General features: G+C 71.3%; 22 protein-coding genes. 13 read left to right on the top strand and 9 right to left on the bottom strand.

The window, feature by feature from the left end; all coding sequences use genetic code 11:
• Positions 1-217: 217 nt before the first annotated feature.
• Together ACSNN9_RS09375 and ACSNN9_RS09370 are read left to right on the top strand one after the other, a co-directional pair.
• Positions 218-466: a hypothetical protein gene (locus ACSNN9_RS09375; RefSeq protein ID WP_436672560.1), complete on the top strand. Its 249-nt coding sequence runs from the start codon at positions 218-220 to the stop codon at positions 464-466.
• A 146-nt stretch (positions 467-612) separates the two neighbouring features.
• Positions 613-822 (top strand): hypothetical protein, encoded by a 210-nt coding sequence (locus ACSNN9_RS09370; RefSeq protein WP_121399515.1) that lies wholly within the window; start codon positions 613-615, stop codon positions 820-822.
• 122 nt (positions 823-944) lie between these two features.
• Here ACSNN9_RS09370 and ACSNN9_RS09365 read toward each other — a convergent pair whose 3' ends face one another.
• Genes ACSNN9_RS09365 through ACSNN9_RS09355 form a run of 3 tightly spaced genes read right to left on the bottom strand, consistent with a single transcriptional unit; the run spans position 945 to position 2163 of the window.
• Complete coding sequence (locus ACSNN9_RS09365; RefSeq protein ID WP_436672552.1) at positions 945-1481, bottom strand: DUF1360 domain-containing protein; 537 nt, start codon at positions 1479-1481, stop codon at positions 945-947.
• A gap of 35 nt (positions 1482-1516) precedes the next feature.
• Positions 1517-1837: a hypothetical protein gene (locus ACSNN9_RS09360; protein ID WP_358086908.1), complete on the bottom strand. Its 321-nt coding sequence runs from the start codon at positions 1835-1837 to the stop codon at positions 1517-1519.
• Positions 1837-2163: a DUF6158 family protein gene (locus tag ACSNN9_RS09355; RefSeq protein ID WP_357867504.1), complete on the bottom strand. Its 327-nt coding sequence runs from the start codon at positions 2161-2163 to the stop codon at positions 1837-1839. The genes ACSNN9_RS09360 and ACSNN9_RS09355 overlap by 1 nt, the downstream gene beginning before the upstream one ends.
• Before the next feature lie 119 nt (positions 2164-2282).
• On the opposite strand from ACSNN9_RS09355, the gene ACSNN9_RS09350 reads away from it, so the two are divergent.
• Positions 2283-2714 (top strand): hypothetical protein, encoded by a 432-nt coding sequence (locus ACSNN9_RS09350; protein ID WP_436672550.1) that lies wholly within the window; start codon positions 2283-2285, stop codon positions 2712-2714.
• Between the two features lie 25 nt (positions 2715-2739).
• On the top strand, positions 2740-3069 hold the full coding sequence (locus ACSNN9_RS09345; RefSeq protein WP_358086911.1) for a DUF3817 domain-containing protein: 330 nt from the start codon (positions 2740-2742) through the stop codon (positions 3067-3069).
• Positions 3070-3075: 6 nt separating this feature from the next.
• On the opposite strand, the gene ACSNN9_RS09340 is transcribed toward ACSNN9_RS09345, so the two are convergent.
• On the bottom strand, positions 3076-3510 hold the full coding sequence (locus tag ACSNN9_RS09340; RefSeq protein ID WP_436672548.1) for a DUF6232 family protein: 435 nt from the start codon (positions 3508-3510) through the stop codon (positions 3076-3078).
• A 590-nt stretch (positions 3511-4100) separates the two neighbouring features.
• On the opposite strand from ACSNN9_RS09340, the gene ACSNN9_RS09335 reads away from it, so the two are divergent.
• Positions 4101-5075: an NlpC/P60 family protein gene (locus ACSNN9_RS09335; protein ID WP_436672546.1), complete on the top strand. Its 975-nt coding sequence runs from the start codon at positions 4101-4103 to the stop codon at positions 5073-5075.
• 73 nt (positions 5076-5148) lie between these two features.
• Here ACSNN9_RS09335 and ACSNN9_RS09330 read toward each other — a convergent pair whose 3' ends face one another.
• The 4 genes from ACSNN9_RS09330 to ACSNN9_RS09315 form a co-directional block, all read right to left on the bottom strand.
• Entirely contained in the window at positions 5149-6138 is a 990-nt protein-coding gene (locus ACSNN9_RS09330; protein WP_357867507.1) for a sigma-70 family RNA polymerase sigma factor, read from the bottom strand.
• A 431-nt stretch (positions 6139-6569) separates the two neighbouring features.
• A complete protein-coding gene (gene murQ, locus ACSNN9_RS09325; RefSeq protein WP_436672544.1) occupies positions 6570-7526 on the bottom strand; it encodes an N-acetylmuramic acid 6-phosphate etherase in 957 nt (318 codons plus the stop codon).
• Positions 7523-8437 (bottom strand): MurR/RpiR family transcriptional regulator, encoded by a 915-nt coding sequence (locus ACSNN9_RS09320; protein ID WP_357867392.1) that lies wholly within the window; start codon positions 8435-8437, stop codon positions 7523-7525. The genes murQ and ACSNN9_RS09320 overlap by 4 nt, the downstream gene beginning before the upstream one ends.
• Positions 8438-8708: 271 nt before the next feature.
• A complete protein-coding gene (locus tag ACSNN9_RS09315) occupies positions 8709-9425 on the bottom strand; it encodes a dTMP kinase (RefSeq protein ID WP_436672542.1) in 717 nt (238 codons plus the stop codon).
• Positions 9426-9579: 154 nt separating this feature from the next.
• On the opposite strand from ACSNN9_RS09315, the gene ACSNN9_RS09310 reads away from it, so the two are divergent.
• From ACSNN9_RS09310 to ACSNN9_RS09290, 5 genes are all read left to right on the top strand, one after another.
• Entirely contained in the window at positions 9580-10164 is a 585-nt protein-coding gene (locus tag ACSNN9_RS09310) for a nucleotidyltransferase (protein ID WP_358086924.1), read from the top strand.
• Positions 10161-10436 carry a hypothetical protein gene (locus tag ACSNN9_RS09305; RefSeq protein WP_132239421.1) on the top strand — a complete coding sequence of 92 codons (276 nt, stop codon included), beginning with the start codon at positions 10161-10163 and terminating at the stop codon, positions 10434-10436. Before ACSNN9_RS09310 ends, ACSNN9_RS09305 begins: the two co-directional genes overlap by 4 nt.
• Positions 10437-10445: 9 nt before the next feature.
• The gene (locus tag ACSNN9_RS09300) at positions 10446-11222 is read left to right on the top strand and encodes a metallophosphoesterase family protein (RefSeq protein ID WP_358086928.1); all 777 of its coding nucleotides are present in this window, start codon (positions 10446-10448) and stop codon (positions 11220-11222) included.
• Positions 11213-11356 carry a GPGG-motif small membrane protein gene (locus ACSNN9_RS09295; protein ID WP_165947907.1) on the top strand — a complete coding sequence of 48 codons (144 nt, stop codon included), beginning with the start codon at positions 11213-11215 and terminating at the stop codon, positions 11354-11356. The genes ACSNN9_RS09300 and ACSNN9_RS09295 overlap by 10 nt, the downstream gene beginning before the upstream one ends.
• Positions 11357-11514: 158 nt before the next feature.
• The gene (locus ACSNN9_RS09290; protein WP_436672539.1) at positions 11515-12009 is read left to right on the top strand and encodes a TspO/MBR family protein; all 495 of its coding nucleotides are present in this window, start codon (positions 11515-11517) and stop codon (positions 12007-12009) included.
• 132 nt (positions 12010-12141) lie between these two features.
• Here ACSNN9_RS09290 and ACSNN9_RS09285 read toward each other — a convergent pair whose 3' ends face one another.
• The gene (locus ACSNN9_RS09285; protein ID WP_436672537.1) at positions 12142-12915 is read right to left on the bottom strand and encodes a peptidoglycan DD-metalloendopeptidase family protein; all 774 of its coding nucleotides are present in this window, start codon (positions 12913-12915) and stop codon (positions 12142-12144) included.
• A gap of 249 nt (positions 12916-13164) precedes the next feature.
• Here ACSNN9_RS09285 and ACSNN9_RS09280 point away from each other — a divergent pair, with 249 nt between their 5' ends.
• The 3 genes from ACSNN9_RS09280 (at position 13165) to ACSNN9_RS09270 (ending at position 16593) form a co-directional block, all read left to right on the top strand.
• A complete protein-coding gene (locus ACSNN9_RS09280) occupies positions 13165-14505 on the top strand; it encodes an ABC transporter substrate-binding protein (protein WP_436672535.1) in 1341 nt (446 codons plus the stop codon).
• Positions 14506-14573: 68 nt separating this feature from the next.
• Positions 14574-15623, top strand: coding sequence for a carbohydrate ABC transporter permease (locus ACSNN9_RS09275; protein ID WP_436672533.1), 1050 nt, complete (start codon positions 14574-14576; stop codon positions 15621-15623).
• Position 15624: 1 nt separating this feature from the next.
• The gene (locus ACSNN9_RS09270) at positions 15625-16593 is read left to right on the top strand and encodes a carbohydrate ABC transporter permease (RefSeq protein ID WP_436672531.1); all 969 of its coding nucleotides are present in this window, start codon (positions 15625-15627) and stop codon (positions 16591-16593) included.
• Positions 16594-16617: the final 24 nt, after the last annotated feature.

Genomic DNA, 16617 nt, shown 5'->3' with positions numbered 1-16617 from the left:
CTCGGCGAGTGGCGCGACGCGGCTCCAGCCGAACGGTATTCCGCGAAGGCAATTTAGGTGAGGCCCGGGGACACTGGGCACACCGACACCTGACTCAACGGGCGACCCGCCGCCGGTGTTCCGCCCCGCGCCATGACCGCCGTCACAGCCCGACGGCCACCTCCGCACCAGCGGGGCCGGCCGCGCGGTGACGTTTGACCGATTCGGACGCGGGTAGCTGACCGACGTGACCGACGACGCACCTGTGACGGACGTGCCCGTGATCGAGGAGCCGGACACCCGGCGCCTCGACGAGCTGCTCGAGGACCTCTACCACGGCCAGGAGCGGATCAGTCAGGCGGACATCTACCGCCGGGCCGTCGCCGCCGAGCTTCCCGCGCAGCTCCTCACCCGCATCGCCGCCCTGCCCGGGGGCGAGTACGCCGTGGACGAGGTCGCCGACCTGCTCGGCGGTTCGGTCACCTGACGCCCCGCGGCTCCGGTCGGGCCGTCGGCGCGGCCCGAGCGGGTCGTGCCGGCCCCTCGTACGCGGGGCGAAACGCGTCGCCACCCGTCCCCCGGGGGCGGCCGGCCTTTCCGCACCGGAGGCCGACGAGCAGTGAGGAGAGCGAGATGTCCCACCACGAGGAAGAGCACGAGAAGCTGCCGGCGCTCGGTCAACCACCCGAGGGCCGGGACACCCTGCCGGAGCCCGACTTCGCCAACGAGCACGACCGCACGGCGGTCGACCGGGACATCATCACCGGGGCGGACGCCGACGAGCGCGAGCCGGAGGCCTCCCGGGGCTGGGCCGGCGAGGACCACGGCACCACCCCGACCTGACGCTCCGACGGCCGACCTGAGGCACGACGAAGCACGACACGAGGACGGCACGACCACGAAACGGCACGACACGAGGACGGTACGACGAAGGGGGCCGGCGCACAGCCGGCCCCCTTCGTACGTCAGTCCTCGTCGTGGTCGCCGCCCTCGGCGGCCTGCTGGGCCACCGCGTACGCCATCTGGAGGAAGTCCGAGGCGGCCACGGCGGTCAGCGCGGTCGCCACCAGCCGGGTGAGCCGGGGGGCGAGCACCAGCCCGCCGGTGAGCCCGGTGGCGACCCAGACGGCGAGGCAGAACGGGCAGCTCAACAGCTCCCCGATCGCGTGCCGGGTGGAGCTGCCCTGGTCGCGGACCTGCTCCATCACCTCGCCGCTGCCGATCGGCTTGTCGTACCGGGTGAACGGGGCCCGCAGCGGGCTCGTCACCGCGTCCTTCGACAGCAGCCGGCTCAGCTTGTGGGTGGCGACGGCGAGCAGCACCACGTCGGCCGGGGCGGGACGCTCGGGCACCGGGCGGCCGGTCGCCTTCACCAGACCGGCGATGCCGGCGGTCACCCCGGCGTAGGTGCCCATCGCGGCCAGGTAGCCGCCCAGCGGCCGGTGCTCGTGCGGCGCGTACGCCTGGCGCAGCCGCGCCACCTTCTCCTTCAGGACGGTCACCCGGTCTCCTCGATCTTCTCGGTCGCGCGACCGGCTCAGCCGGCCTGCAGGTTGTCGGCCACCTCACGGGCGAGGCTGTCCAGCGCCTCGTCGGCCAGCCGCTCGGCGTCCGGCCCGCCGGTCAGGTCGAGCCGCGTCCGGGCGCCGCCCGCCTGGGCGGGCTCCACCCGGATCTCGGCCGACCACTCCTCGGCGGCGCTCCACCGGGCCCGCAGTTCCTCCGCGCTGACCTCCTCCGCCGGGGTGCCGTCGGCCCGCAGCGGCTCGGGCAGCCACGCCGACGCCCGGGCGGGGTCGGTGGCGGTGCTGAACACCACCTCCGGCGGCGCGGACATCCCGCGCTCGGCGGACGCCATCACGCGTCCCGCAGCCGGCTCGGGTCGACCTCGCGCCCGGGATGCCGGGCGAGGTACTCGGTCTCCAGCTCGGCGGTGCGCCGCAGGTGGTTGGCGAGCGCGGAGTCCGACGCGTGGCGCAGGGTGTCCAGGCGGGTGCGGTGCAGGCTGTGCATCTCCCGGATCAGGTCCTCGTCGGCCAGCTCGGCGGGGTCGACGCCGAGCAGCTCGCCGTCGGGCGGGTCCGCCTCGCCGGAGGCCCTGTCGTGGACGTGGTCGCCGTCCCACTCGGGCATCCGCTGCTCCGGACTGCCGAAGTCGTCCTGCCGTACCGATCCCGTCATGATCGACCCCCTGCTCTGGTTTGGGCTCGTCTAGACGGATGCCCACACCGGGTGGCACCAAACCATCCCGCGGCTACGACGCCGCGTCGGAGACCCCGTCGGAGACCGGTACTCTCGATGCCATGAAACGGCTCTGGACCCCGGCGTGGATCGCGCGCCACGTGGCCATGGTCGTGCTCGTCACCGGTTTCCTGGGCCTGGGCTGGTGGCAGGTCAGCCGGGCCGCCGCCGGCAACGCGATCAGCTGGGGCTACGCGGTCGAGTGGCCGATCTTCGCGGGCTTCGTGGTCTTCGTCTGGTGGCGTGAGGTCCGGCACACGCTGCGTGGGCCGGCGGCGGCCACCGCGCCCGAGGAGGCGTCGACCGCCGCCGCGACGCGGCCGGCCGACGCCCCGGAGGCCGCGACGCGCCCGGTCGTACGCCGGCCCGTGCGGGTCGCCCGCGTGGCCGCGGCTGCCGACGGCGGCGAGGACGGCGACCTGGCCGCCTACAACCACTACCTGCAATGGCTGAACGACAACCCGGGTGCGAAGCCCGGCGACTACCCCGGCTGAGCCGGGCGCGAAAGGACGGACGACGGTGGGCGCAGCCCTGACCCGGTACCGAGTCATCGCCTGGATCGTCGGCGTGGCGCTGATCCTGCTGGTCGTGATCGGCATGCCGATGAAGTACGGCTTCGACGACCCGATCCTGGTGGAGACCGTGGGCCAGGCGCACGGCTTCCTCTACATGCTCTACCTGGTGGCCGCCTTCGACCTGTCCCGCCGGGCCGGCTGGCCGCTGAAGCGGATGGTCCTGGTGATGCTCGCCGGCACGGTGCCGTTCGTCTCCTTCTACGCCGAGCGGCGGGTCAGCTCCTGGGTGACCGCGGAACGCGCCGAGCGCGCCCCGGAGCCGGTAGCCGGCTGACGCCGGCTACCGGTTGGGCCGCCACGGGTCAGCCGAGGCGAGCGGGTCCTCCCAGCCGCCGTACCGGTTCATCTCCCGGGCCCGACGCAGGGCCCGGGAGACCTGGCCGAACTGACGCTCGTCGTCGCTGCTGAACAGCAGCACCCGCTCGCCCCGGCGCCGGCCCCACAGCTCGTACGCGGGCGGTCGCCACCGGTCCCCCACCAGCGCGACCAGCACGGGCAGCAGGAACACCAGACCCAGGACGAGGTACGCCCCCGCGGTGAGCCGTTGCAGCCCGCCGGTGAAGCCGAGCAGCAGGCCGACGCCGCCGATCATGGCGCCGGTTACCACGACGGCCCGTACCGCGACGCGGTCGTGGGGGCCGCGGCCGGTGTGCAGGTGGGTCAGCTCGGTGACCCGCCAGCTGTTGCGCCCGACGGTGAACCGGTCGACCGTCACGATGATCCCGGGTCGGGCGTAGAGGAGGGTGTTCTTCCCTGCGGTCGGTCGCGCCGACCGCGTCTGTCGTGTGGCGCCTTGAGGGTTCACGGTTCTACCTCCCGCGGCTGGTGCCGGGTCGACTCCCGTCGCCGGTCTCACATCGGTGCCGGTCGACGGGATTCCCGGCTGCGCGCTTCATTGTGTGGCGCACGTGCCAGCCGGGAGGGCGATTTCGGCTCGCGTCCCGGGTTGGCGGGTGCCTGGCCCGCCGGTTGCGGCCACCATGTCGGTCTTGTCGGTCATAACGGCTCAGCTTCCGACGGCATACGCCGACAACGACGAATGGCGCGGATCGCCCGATCGCCGGCAATAGCCGCGGTCGCCCCGCGGCGGGCCGGAGAAGTCGATCACGCAGCGCGCCCGTCGTGATCAACAATTTCCGTCACTCGGCCAACATTCGACCCTGCTTCAACTGCGCATCACTCCTGCCCCGGGATAGGTTGTCCGGGCCGGCCCGGTCGATCGCCGTCCACCCGGACAGCACCGGCCCGGTGTCGCCGGGGGCGTCAGCAGCCCGTGGCGGCCGGTGGGAGAGGAGCTTTCCGCTCTTGTCGTCCCTCAGGAACACGCTGCGCGCCCTGGCGGTCGCCGTGGTGTCGGCCACGCTGCTCGCACCGGCGGCACCCGCCCGGGCCGAACCGTCCCCCGCCGAGCTGACCCGGCGGATCGAGAATTCCTCCAACCAGCTGGAACACGTCGTCGAGGCGTACAACAAGCTCCGGGAGGAGATCAAGACCAACGAGGCCGCCGTGGCGCGGGTGCAGAGCCGGATCGGCCCGCTGGAGCAGGAGACCGAGCGGAGCCGGGCGGACGTTGGCGAGCTGGCGGTGACCGCGTACAAGACCGGCAGCAACCTGACCACCGCGGACGCGCTGCTGCGTCCCGGCGGCGCCGACACCCTGCTGGACCGGCTGGGCATGCTCGACCAGCTCACCCGGCAGCGGCAGGAAAAGATCTCGAACTTCACGGGCAACCAGCGCCGGCTGCTCGACGAGAAGACCCGGCTGGAGATCACGCTGGGCCGGCAGGCCGCCCAGGCCCGCGAGATGACCGCCGCCAAGAAGCGCATCGAGCGCGACCTGGCCGAGCTCTACGAGCTGCGCCGGCAGGCGTACGGCCGGGCCACCGAGAAGCCGGCCGCCCGGCCCGACAGCGCCAAGGAGGCCCCGGCGGTCTCCGGCCGGGCCGGCGTCGCGGTGCGGTACGCGTACGGCGCGCTCGGCAAGCCGTACGTCTGGGGCGCCGACGGGCCGAACGGCTACGACTGCTCGGGCCTGACCTCGGCGGCTTGGCGGGCGGCCGGCAAGTCGCTGCCGCACAACACCCGGATGCAGTGGGGCGCGGTCACCCACATCAGCCGGAGCGACCTGCGCCCCGGCGATCTCGTCTTCTACAGCGGGCTCGGGCACGTGGCCCTCTACGTCGGCGGCGGCCAGGTGATCGACGCGCCGAGCGCCGGGCGCAACGTGCTCAAGCGGGGCATGAACCTGATGCCCATCCAGGGCTACGGCCGGGTCCGCTGACCGCAGCCGAGTACGGGGAACGGCCGGCGTCCCCCTATCGGACGCCGGCCGTTCGCCGTTCTTCCTACCCTGCTCAGGCCGCCTGGAGCCCCTCGGCCCGGGCCAGCTCGCGGAGCCGGCCGAGCGCCTGGATCTCCAGCTGCCGGATCCGCTCCCGGGAGAGCGAGAACCGCGAGGCGACCTCGGTGAGGGAGTGCTCCCGGCCGTCCTCGAGCCCGTAGCGGGCCCGCATGATGCCGGCCGAACGGTCGTCGAGGTGGTTGAGCAGGCCCTCGATCCGCTGCCGCTCCAGCCCGGTGAGGACGATCTCCTCCGGCGACGGCGCGTCGCTGTCGGCGACCAGGTCGCCGAGGTTGGTGTCGCCGTCGTCGCCCACCGGGGTGTCCAGCGAGACGGTGTCCTGCGACCAGCGGACCAGCTCGTTGACCCGCTCGACGGTGACCCCGAGGGACGCCGCGATCTGCTCCGGCTCCGGGTCGCTGCCCAGCTCGCGGGTGAGCTGGCGGGCCACGTTGCGCATCCGGTTGACGTCCTCGACCAGGTGCACCGGCAGTCGCACGGTGCGCTCCTGCTGGGCGATCGCCCGGCTGATCGCCTGGCGGATCCACCAGGTCGCGTAGGTGGAGAACTTGTAGCCACGTACGTAGTCGAACTTCTCGACCGCCCGCACCAGGCCGGTGTTGCCCTCCTGGATCAGGTCCAGCATGGGCATGCCCGACCGGACGTAGCGGCGGGCGATCGACACGACCAGCCGCAGGTTGGCCCGGATGAACAGGTCCTTGGCCCGCTCACCCTCGGCGACCAGCCGCTCCAGGTCGTCCCGGTCGACACCGGCGGGGACGCGGTCCTCGCCGAGCAGGTGCTCGGCGTAGAGGCCGGCCTCGATCGCCTTGGAGAGGTCGACCTCCTTGGCGGCGTCCAGCAGTGGCGTCCGGGAGATCTCGTGAAGGTAGACGCCGACCAGGTCGCGCTCCTCGGCAACCTCGTCGGTTCGCATGCCGATGTTCTTGTCCACGTTGCCCACGGTCCCCTCGCTCGCGCCGGTTGCCCGGTTCCTTGCCATCCCCACGTCCATCAGCCCTCCCCCGTAACTTGCGCCGTGCCCACCGGTGCTGACACCTACACAACAGTTGAGACGCGTCGGGGATTCCATGTCGTGAGTCGAAAGTGTCACGAATGCCTGATAATCCGCTGAGAGCGCGGTCCATGTTTGCTGTCAGCACCCCATGTGGCGGCTCTCCGATGGGCACCACACCAGGGGCGGCGGATGGACGTGTCGCCGTCTCCCGGACCATGGCAGCACCGCCCGCCCGGGGGACGCAGCGACCCGGGTCACCGTCGCGCTGCGATCCTGGTCACTGTCAGGACACGCGCCGGTGCACCGGTCGGTTCATCCACGCCCGTGGTAATACCCCACCCCCCGGTGAACAATCCGCACCGGTGATCCATGCCCGTACGTGACGGGGGTCGCAGGGGGTGGAACGCGGGGTGGGGTCAGGAGGCGAGCAGGGCCAGGGCGCCGCGGACCTGGTCGGCGGAGCGGGCCAGGGCGGCCCGCGCGGCGGACACCTCCACGCCGGAGACGAGCAGGACCAGCGCCACCTTCATGTCGCCGTCGGCCTCGTGCAGGGCCTGCCGGCAGATCTCCTCCGAGCAGCCGGTGGCCTCGATCAGGATCGAGATCATCCGACCCCGGAGCTTGGCGTTGGTGGCGACCATGTCGATCATGAGGTTCGAGTAGACCCGACCGAGTCGGACCATCACGGCCGTGGAGAACGTGTTCAGCACCAGCTTCTGCGCGGTGCCCGCCTTCATCCGGGTCGACCCGGTGACGACCTCCGGTCCGGTGTCCACCCCGATGAAGACGTCCACCGAGCGGGCGGCCGCCGCCTCCGGATTGGCGCAGAGCAGCACGGTCGAGGCCCCCTTGGCGCTCGACGCGGCGAGCGCCCCCAGGACGTACGGTGTGCGTCCGCTGGCGGCGAGCCCGACCACGAGGTCACCGGCCCGTACGCAGTCGGCTGCCTCGGCCGCGCCGCCCCGGTCGTCGTCCTCGGCGTCCTCGACCGCCCGCCACATGGCCTCCGGCCCGCCGGCGATGTGGGCGCAGAACCAGTGCCGGGGCGAGTTGAAGGTGGGCGCGAGCTCGGCGGCGTCGAGCACGCCGAGCCGGCCGGAGGTGCCGGCGCCGAAGTAGTGCACCCGGTGCCCGCCGCGCAGGGCGGTCACCGCCAGGTCCACCGTCGTGGCGATCTCGTCGAGGACGGCCGCGACGGCGCCGGGCACCCGCCGGTCCGCCTCGTTGATCACGGTGAGCACGTCCCGGGTCGACATGAGGTCGAGGTCCGCGCTGAGCGGGTTGCGCCGCTCCGTCGGCGCGCCGACCCGGATCACCGGCCGGGCCGTCACCGGGGCCGTCACCTCGTGGGGTTCCACCGCGCCCGCCGTCATGCCCGCCTCCGTCCCGGGCCGACCCGGTGCGACCGGACCGCCTCGGCTGTCGCTTCGAGGGCCTTCCTGGCCCGGGACCGGTTGCGCGCGGCCACCCCGACGAAGAGGCAGTCGACGACGGTGAGCTGGGCCAGCCGGCTCGCCATCGCGCCGGAGCGGTAGGTGGTCTCGCGGGCGGCCGTGGTGAGCACGAAGTCGGCCACCTCGGTGATCGGCGACCGGGGGAAGTTCGTGAGCGCCACCGTGGCCGCCCCCCGGGCCCGGGCCTGCTCCAGCACCTCGATCACGTCGGAGGTGGTGCCGGTGTGCGAGATGCCGACCGCGACATCTCCCCGCCCGAGCAGCGCGGCCGAGGTCAGCGCGGTGTGCACGTCCGGGAAGTAGAAGGCGGTGCGGCCGATACGGTGCAGCTTCTGTTGGAAGTCCGAGGCGACGAAGCCGCTGGCGCCCGCCCCGTAGACGTCGATCCGGCCGGCGCCCGCGATGGCGTCGACGACCTGTTCGCAGATCGCCGGGTCGAGCTGCTCGGCCGTCTCCTCGACGGCCCGCGCGTCGTTGAAGGCGATGGTCGCGATGATCTGGGCGAGGTCTGCACCGGGCGGGATGTCGCCGCCGACGACCCGGGCGTCCGGCGGCTCGACCCGGCGGGCGGCCTCGGCGGCGAGCCGGATCCGCAGCTGCGGGTAGCCATCCATGCCGACGGACCGGCAGAAGCGGATGACGGTCGCCTCGGATGTCTCGGCGGCGGTGGCGAGGTCGGTGATGGTCCGACGCGCGGCGTCGGCCGGATCGGAGACCACCAGCCGGGCGACCCGCTGCTCGGCCGGCGACAACGACGGGAGCAGGCCGCTGATGTGGACGATCAGCCCACCCGGCTCGTGACTCGCAGAAATCTTCGGACTCTTCGCCACGGATGAAACTTACTTTCACGAGGCGTGAGCGTCAACCATGACTCCCCGTATTGAGGAAAGTACCGCCTGCCGGGTTGTGCCGTTTCGTCCAGCGTGCTGTTCCCCCGGGCGCCGTCGCCGCCCGCGCGACCTGCCCGGGTCGCCGGATGTGCGCTACCGGTCCGCACGCGACCCTGGTGCAGACGATGCCATCCCGCCGCCGCCCGCGACGCCCCGGGGACGCGACGCGGCGCCAGGCGGCCGGGCCTCGACCGGCCCGCACGCCGTCGGCTCAGGCGGTCAGCCGGCCGATCGCGACCGGCTCCGTGCCGGGCGCCGGGGGCACGCCCGCGGGCCGGCCGTCGCGCCCGTCGGCGGCCGGCAGCCAGCCGGCCATGTGGTCCTGGATCTGCCGGGAGACCTCCTCCGGCGGGCGCCCGGCGTCCACCACCACGAAGGTGGGGTACTCCGGCAGGGTCCGGTACGCGGTGTCCGCGGCGGTCAGGTAGCGCATGCTCTCGTGGTCGGTGCCGCGCTGCTCGATCCGCCGGTAGGCCTCGGCGGGATCCACGGTCAGCAGGAAGGTCACCTGCGGCCGCGGGAACATCCGGTAGCCGACCCGGGCCAGCCGCTCCCAGCGCTGGCCCCCGTGCGCGCGGATGCTCGCGTACTGGCAGGCGGAGTAGCGGTCCATGACCGCGACCCGGCCGGTGGCCAGGCAGCTGAGCAGGGCGACGGCGATCGCCAGCCAGCGGAGCACGGACTCCACCGCCAGCATCCCGCTGCGCCCGACGAGCCGCTGGGCGTCCGGGCGTCCGAGGCGGTGCGCGAGGCGGCCAAGCCAGCGCCGCCCGCCGGCGTTGCGGTGGTAGGTGGCGGGGCGGCCCGCCGCGGTGAGCGCGTCGGCGAGCCGGTGCGCCTGGGTGGTCTTGCCCGAGCCGTCGATGCCGATCAGGGCGACGGCGCGCAATCGGGCCCTGCCGCGCCGCGCCTGCGGTGATCTGGACACTCTGCACAGGCTATCCGACCCGCGCTCGCGTCCCCGGAGCTTTGTGCCGTCTGCTCCCGGTTGACCCCGACCGTGCCACCTGCCAGGTGTGGCCCGCCGGGATGCCGGGTACCGGAGTTGGATCAGCCGCCCACCACCATGACGGGAGACGCCAATGGCAGAGCGCGGGGACGAGAGCCTGGTGCACACGCTGAAGAAGGTCGCCGCCGTGCTCAAGCAGGAAGAGATTCCCTTCGCGCTCGGGGGCAGCTTCGCGGTGTACGCCCACGGCGGTCACTCCAGCGAGCACGACGTCGACTTCCTCATCCGGGAGGTCGACGTGGAACGCTCCCTGGAGGCGCTGGTCGCGGCGGGCTTCACCGCCGAGCGGCCGCCCGAGGACTGGCTGGTCAAGGTCTTCGACGACGGTCGCATGGTGGACCTGATCCACCGGCCGATCGAGACGCCGGTGACCGAGGAGACGTTCGCCGACACGGTCGTCCGGCCGGTTGACGCGATCCACATGCCGGTGCTCTCCGCCACCCAGCTCATGGTGCACAAACTGCTGAGCTTCTCGCAGCACTACTGCGACTTCGCCCGGGGCCTGCCGCTGGCCCGCTCCCTGCGCGAGCAGATCGACTGGGAACGGGTACGCAAGGAGACGCAGCACTCGCCGTACGCGGAGGCGTTCCTGGTGCTGCTGGACCGGCTGGAGGTGGTGCCGCACTCCGGCACCGTCGAGGGAGAGGGGACACCGTGACCGAGCACCGCGACGTCGCCACCGGACCGCCCGACGAGTACGTCGAGGCGGAGATCCACCGGCTGCTCGCCGAGGACCCGGACGTGGCCGAACAGGGCATCACCGTGGTCCGCCGTGAGCGCGGCCTCGTGCTCTACGGCGAGGTCGAGAGCCCGCACCGCCGGGAGGAGATCCTGCGCCGGGTGGCCGAACGCTTCCCGGACGTGCCGGTCACCAGCGACATCGGGGTGATCCGCGCGCAGGCGCCCACGGAGATCGAGCAACTGCCCTGAGGAGGTTCCATGGTGATCCGGATCGCCGCCGTGGGCGACGTGCATCTGGACGAGGACGTGGTGGGCCGGTTCCGGCCGGCCCTGGACGAGCTACCCGAGCACGCCGACGTGCTGCTGCTCGCCGGCGACCTGACCCGGCACGGGACCGAGTCCGAGGCCCGCTGCGTGGCCACCGAGTTCGGCGGGCTCGGCGTGCCGGTGGTCACCGTGCTGGGCAACCACGACCACCAGTGCGACCAGGTGCCGCAGGTGGTCAAGGTGCTCGAGGACGCGGGGATCACCGTGCTGGAGGGCGACGGCGTCGTGCTGGACTGCGCCGGCGGCCGGCTGGGGGTGGCCGGGGTGAAGGGGTTCGGTGGGGGGTTCGCCGGCCGCTGCGCCAGCGACTTCGGCGAGCCGGAGATGAAGGCGTTCGTCCGGACCACCACGGAGAGCGCGGACGCCCTCTCCGCCGCGCTGCGAGGGCTGGACTGCGACGTGCTGGTGGCGCTCACCCACTACTCGCCGGTGCCGGACACGCTCGCCGGTGAGCCGCTGGAGATCTACCCGTTCCTGGGGTCGTACCAGCTCGGTCAGGCGATCGACTCGGCGCCGACCGCGCTGGCCCTGCACGGGCACGCGCACGCCGGCAGCGAGCGGGGCACCACGCCCGGCGGGGTCCGCGTGCGCAACGTCGCCCACCCCGTGATCAAGCAGGCGTACAGCGTCTTCCACCTGGGAGACCACCTCGATCCGGCACAGGTTTCCGGCGTCGGCGGCTCGGGTATTCAGCAATCATGGAGCTGATTCTCTGGATTCTCGCAGTCGTACTCGTGGTCGCCGGCATCCTCGCGCTGTTCCGGCGGCAGATCCTGTGGGGCGTCGTCCTCATCGTGGTCGGCCTGCTCGTCGGGCCGGGTGGTGTGAGCATCTTCAATTGACGTGGCGGCTAGAAGCCGCCGTCAAGGACCCACCGGGGTCGTCGTGACCGGAACTCCGTCCTCCCGACAGGAGCATCCGGACACGACGACCCCGGTGTTCTGCCTTCCGGGGTGTGAGCGCGGGTTTACCGTGCGCCTCCGGCGGAGATATCTCGACCATGGAGATGTCTGGGAGCGCTGAGCGTACGGGTGGCGCCCGGCAGTGGTGGGCACTGCTCGGCTTCGGGGCCGCGGTGTTCGTCGCCGCGGCGATCGGCGGGCTGGGCGTGCGGGGCACCTCGGCCGAGTACGCGAGCCTCGAACAGCCGCCGTGGGCTCCCCCGTCCTGGCTCTTCGGACCGGTCTGGAGCCTCCTCTACGCGATGATCGCGGTGGCCGGCTGGCTGGTCTGGCGGCGGGTCGGCTTCGGCCCGGCCCTCTGGGCGTGGATCGCCCAGCTGGTGCTCAACGCGATCTGGACCCCGCTCTTCTTCGGCGCCGGCCGCTACGGGCTGGCGTTCGCCGAGATCCTGCTGATGTGGGTGGCGATCGGCGTGACGGTCGCGCTCTTCCGCACGGTGTCCCGCCCGGCGACCCTGCTGATGCTGCCCTACTGGGCGTGGGTCACCTTCGCGGCCGCGCTGAACTTCGCCATCTGGCGCCTCAACGGCTGAACGGCCCCGACCTCGCGACGCCCACCGGGTCACCCCGGCCGGCAGGCGGAACGCTCGACACGGCACGGGGCCCCGGGTGATGCCGGGGCCCCGTGCCGTCGCCCGCTCAGCAGCGGGGCACGCCGTGGATCCTCAGCAGCGGGGCACGCCGGGGATGTAGCCGTCGGAGCCGGTGTAGACGTACGCGTCGGCGATGTACCGGCCGCTGCCGATCCGGTCCCAGATCGTGCTGGTGCCGTAGGTGCCGGTGACGCTGGTGCCGCTGGTCTGGCAGTAGATGGTCACCCGGGTGCCGTCGGCGACGGTACCCACCGCGGCGTAGCCGGTGCCCGGGCCGGAGCGGACGGTCAGCGCCGTACCGCTGGTGTTGACCGTGCCGGAGCCGGTGCTGCTGCCGCAGCCGTTGTCGCTGGTGTAGGTCTTGGTGCCCCAGTAGAGGGCGAGCGCGCCGTTGAACCGCACCTGGATGTCGGCGCCGTTGAGCCGCTGCTCGTAGTGCAGGTGCGGGCCGCTGGAGCCGCCGGTGCTGCCGACCCAGCCGATCACCTTGCCGTAGCCGACGGTCTGGCCGACGGAGACGTTGAAGCCGTTGAGGTGGGCGTAGTAGGTGCTGTACCCGCCACCGTGGTTGATCCGGACGTACTTTCCGTAACTGGTGCCGCCCAGATCCGTGACCCGGTCGACGGTGCCGGGCGCGCTCGCCACCACCGGGTCGCCGAGGTCGTCCGTGCGGTTGAAGTCCACCGCGTACGCCGGGCTGTGGCCGGTCCGGGTCTGGCCGGACCAGGACTGCCCGCACGGGAACGGCACCTTGAACGTGGGAGCAGCCATCGCCGGGGCCGCCGGGAGCACCACGCCCACCGCCAGCAGACCGGCCGCCAGCAGGCCCAACCACCGCTTACCCATCCAGCACCTCCTATGTCGAAATCCTTCGATCGCCTGCTTGCAGCGTGTCAGAAAATGCCGTCGATGGAAAGGGGTCCCACCTCCGCGTGGGAGCGCGCCCAACAGGGGGCCTACGGGTTTCTGGATTGTTACTTCCTCGTGTCCGGTTAGGGGTGGACCAGTCCAGATGCAAGCGCTTACATGTGGGTGACGTCCATCGGACCGGCGCGGGTTCGATCCCTGCACGCGCCGGCAAGGAAGGAGAACGGCATGGCGTTTGCCAGATCACGCCAGGCTCTCGCGATCGCCGGCGTCCTGGGGCTGGCGCTGAGCGCCACCGCCTGCGGCACCGGCAACGACAAGAAGAGTGACACCGCGGGCTCCGCGGAGTGCGCCGCATACGAGAAGTACGGCGACAACGACGGCAAGAAGGTCACGATCTACTCGTCGATCCGGGACATCGAGGCCGACCGCCTCGCGGAGTCCTGGAAGCAGTTCGAGGACTGCACCGGCATCGAGATCGACCACGAGGGCAGCGCCGAGTTCGAGGCGCAGCTCGGTGTCCGGGTCGACGGCGGCAACGCCCCCGACCTCGCGTTCATCCCGCAGCCGGGTCTGGTCAAGCGCTTCGTCGACTCGGGCAAGCTCAAGCCGGTCGGCGCCGACACCAAGAAGATGGCCGAGGAGAACTTCCCGGCCGACTGGCTGAAGTACAGCACCGTCAACGGCCAGCTCTACGGCGCCCCGCTCGGCTCCAACGTGAAGTCCTTCGTGTGGTACTCGCCGAAGACCTTCAAGGAGAAGGGCTGGACCGTCCCCACCAGCTGGGACGAGCTGATCAAGCTCAGCGACCAGATCGCGGCCACCGGCGCCAAGCCGTGGTGCGCCGGCATCGAGTCCGGTGACGCCACCGGCTGGCCGGCCACCGACTGGATCGAGGACGTGATGCTGCGGACGCAGACCCCCGAGGTCTACGACCAGTGGACGAGCCACGGCATCCCGTTCAACGACCCGAAGGTCGTCGAGGCCGTCGACAAGGCCGGCACCATCCTCAAGAACGAGAAGTACATGAACGGCGGCTACGGCGGCGTGAAGAGCATCGCCACCACCGCCTTCGGTGAGGCCGGTCTGCCGATCACCACCGGCAAGTGCGCGCTGCACCGGCAGGCGTCCTTCTACGCCAACCAGTGGCCGAAGGGCACCAAGGTGGCCGAGGACGGCGACGTCTTCGCCTTCTACTTCCCGGCGATCGACGCCAGCAAGGGCAAGCCGGTGCTGGGCGGCGGCGAGTTCGTCGCGGCCTTCAACGACCGTCCCGAGGTCCAGGCCGTGCAGACCTACCTCGCCTCGGGCGAGTACGCCAACAGCCGCGCCAAGATCGGTGACTGGGTGTCGGCCAACAACAAGCTCGACCTGGCCAACGTCGCGAACCCGATCGACAAGCTCTCCGTCCAGATCCTCCAGGACAAGAGCACCGTCTTCCGGTTCGACGGTTCGGACCTGATGCCGGCCACCGTCGGCGCGGGGACGTTCTGGAAGGGCATGGTCGACTGGATCAACGGCAAGGACACCGCGACGGTGCTGCAGGGCATCGAGAGCAGCTGGAAGTGATCTGAACCGGTGGGCCGGTCCGCGCACGCGGGCCGGCCCACCGGCTGATCAAGGACCTGGGAGGGTCGATGGAGTTCGACTTCGCTGGGGAACAGCCGAAGTTCCTCATGCTGATGTACGGGCTGATCGCTTTCGTCGCGGTGGTGGGCGGTCTGCTCCTGCTCCTCGACGTGGTGCCGGCCTGGTTCGCCCGCCGCAGGGAGGCGCAGATCATCGCCGCCTCCGCGAGCGGCGCCCCGCTCCCCCGCCGGCGCAAGCCGCGGGAGGGCATGTTCGCGCTCTTCTTCCTACTGCCGACAGTGCTGCTGCTCACCATCGGGCTGGTGGTCCCGGCCATCCGCACCACGCTGCTGTCGTTCATGGACGGCAACAGCAACGAGTGGGTCGGGCTGCGCAACTACGGCTGGATGTTCTCCGAGGACTCCATCGTCCGGGTGCTGATCAACACCCTGGTGTGGGTGCTCCTCGTCCCGCTGGTGGCCACCTCGTTCGGCCTGCTCTACGCCGTCATGGTGGACAAGGCCCGGTTCGAGTCGGTGGCGAAGTCACTGATCTTCCTGCCGATGGCGATCTCCTTCGTCGGCGCGAGCATCATCTGGAAGTTCGTCTACGCCTACCGGGGCGACGGCCAGGAGCAGATCGGCCTGCTCAACCAGGTCGTGGTCAGCCTCGGCGGCGAACCGAAGCAGTGGCTGTTGGATTCACCGCTGAACACGCTGCTGCTGATCGTGATCATGGTCTGGATCCAGGCCGGCTTCGCCATGGTGGTGCTCTCGGCCGCGATCAAGGCGATCCCCGCCGACATCGTGGAGGCGGCCCGCCTCGACGGGGTCACCCCGTGGCAGATGTTCTGGCAGATCACCATGCCGAGCATCCGCCCGGCGCTGATCGTGGTCGTGGTGACGCTGTCGATCGCCACCCTCAAGGTCTTCGACATCGTCCGGACGTCCACCAACGGCAACTACGACACCAGCGTGATCGCCAACGAGATGTACAACCAGGCGTTCCGGTACGGCGAGAACGGGCAGGGCTCGGCCCTGGCGGTGTTCCTGTTCATCCTGGTGGTCCCGATCGTGATCTACCAGATCCGCAACCTCCGTCAGCAGCGGGAGGGCTGAAATGACCACCGCGACACCCACCGTCGCCGCCGGCACCCAGAAGACCGACGGTCGTGGCACCAGCACCGCCGGACGGGTCCGCAAGCGGCTGAACACCCGCGCCGCGACCCTCGTCTCGATCGTCATCGCCCTGGTCTGGACCATCCCCACCTTCGGCCTGTTCATCTCCTCGTTCCGGCCGGAGGACGAGATCAAGAGCAGCGGGTGGTGGACCTTCTTCACCAACCCGTCGTTCACCTTCGAGAACTACCAGGAGGTGCTGTTCGGCCGCTCCTCGTCGTCCGGGCAGCTCGCCAGCTACTTCATCAACTCGCTGGCGATCACCATCCCGTCGGTGCTCTTCCCGCTCGCCTTCGCGGCCCTGGCCGCGTACGCGCTGGCCTGGATCAACTTCCGGGGCCGGGACTGGATGTACATCGCGATCTTCGCGTTGCAGATCGTGCCGCTGCAGATGGCCCTGGTGCCGCTGCTGAAGTTCTTCTCCACCGGGGTCACCGTCGGCGGGGTCACCGTCATGCCGGCCTGGGACCTGGTCGACGAACAGAAGTTCGCGCAGGTGTGGTTCGCACACACCTGCTTCGCGCTGCCGTTCGCCGTCTTCCTGCTGCACAACTTCATCTCGCAGCTCCCCGGGGACCTGATGGAGGCCGCCCGGGTCGACGGGGCCACCCATCCGAAGATCTTCCGCAGCATCGTGCTGCCGCTGATCACCCCGGCGCTGGCCGCGTTCGGCATCTTCCAGTTCCTCTGGGTCTGGAACGACCTGCTGGTCGCGCTGATCTTCGCCGGTGGCGGCGACGAGACCGCCCCGCTCACCGTCCGGCTGGCCGAGATGGCCGGCACCCGGGGCAACGAGTGGCAGCGGCTCACCGCCGGTGCGTTCATCTCGATGGTCGTACCGCTGGTCGTCTTCCTGTCCCTCCAGCGCTACTTCGTGCGCGGCCTGCTCGCCGGCAGCGTCAAGGGCTGAGGCGTCTCCGCCGCCGCCGGTGAC

The sequence above is a fragment of the Micromonospora sp. URMC 107 genome (assembly GCF_051386315.1).
GTDB lineage: Bacteria > Actinomycetota > Actinomycetes > Mycobacteriales > Micromonosporaceae > Micromonospora.
This window is presented reverse-complemented; position numbering and strand designations above follow the sequence as displayed.

Coding starts and splice junctions, on each gene's coding strand:
- ACSNN9_RS09360 (WP_358086908.1), bottom strand. CDS start 1,837: ATGGCGTCCGCCGAGCGCGGGATGTCCGCGCCGCCGGAGGTGGTGTTC.
- ACSNN9_RS09275 (WP_436672533.1), top strand. CDS start 14,574: ATGGAGTTCGACTTCGCTGGGGAACAGCCGAAGTTCCTCATGCTGATG.
- ACSNN9_RS09295 (WP_165947907.1), top strand. CDS start 11,213: ATGGAGCTGATTCTCTGGATTCTCGCAGTCGTACTCGTGGTCGCCGGC.
- ACSNN9_RS09350 (WP_436672550.1), top strand. CDS start 2,283: ATGAAACGGCTCTGGACCCCGGCGTGGATCGCGCGCCACGTGGCCATG.
- murQ (WP_436672544.1), bottom strand. CDS start 7,526: ATGACGGCGGGCGCGGTGGAACCCCACGAGGTGACGGCCCCGGTGACG.
- ACSNN9_RS09270 (WP_436672531.1), top strand. CDS start 15,625: ATGACCACCGCGACACCCACCGTCGCCGCCGGCACCCAGAAGACCGAC.
- ACSNN9_RS09285 (WP_436672537.1), bottom strand. CDS start 12,915: ATGGGTAAGCGGTGGTTGGGCCTGCTGGCGGCCGGTCTGCTGGCGGTG.
- ACSNN9_RS09330 (WP_357867507.1), bottom strand. CDS start 6,138: ATGGCAAGGAACCGGGCAACCGGCGCGAGCGAGGGGACCGTGGGCAAC.
- ACSNN9_RS09280 (WP_436672535.1), top strand. CDS start 13,165: ATGGCGTTTGCCAGATCACGCCAGGCTCTCGCGATCGCCGGCGTCCTG.
- ACSNN9_RS09300 (WP_358086928.1), top strand. CDS start 10,446: ATGGTGATCCGGATCGCCGCCGTGGGCGACGTGCATCTGGACGAGGAC.
- ACSNN9_RS09290 (WP_436672539.1), top strand. CDS start 11,515: ATGGAGATGTCTGGGAGCGCTGAGCGTACGGGTGGCGCCCGGCAGTGG.
- ACSNN9_RS09370 (WP_121399515.1), top strand. CDS start 613: ATGTCCCACCACGAGGAAGAGCACGAGAAGCTGCCGGCGCTCGGTCAA.
- ACSNN9_RS09310 (WP_358086924.1), top strand. CDS start 9,580: ATGGCAGAGCGCGGGGACGAGAGCCTGGTGCACACGCTGAAGAAGGTC.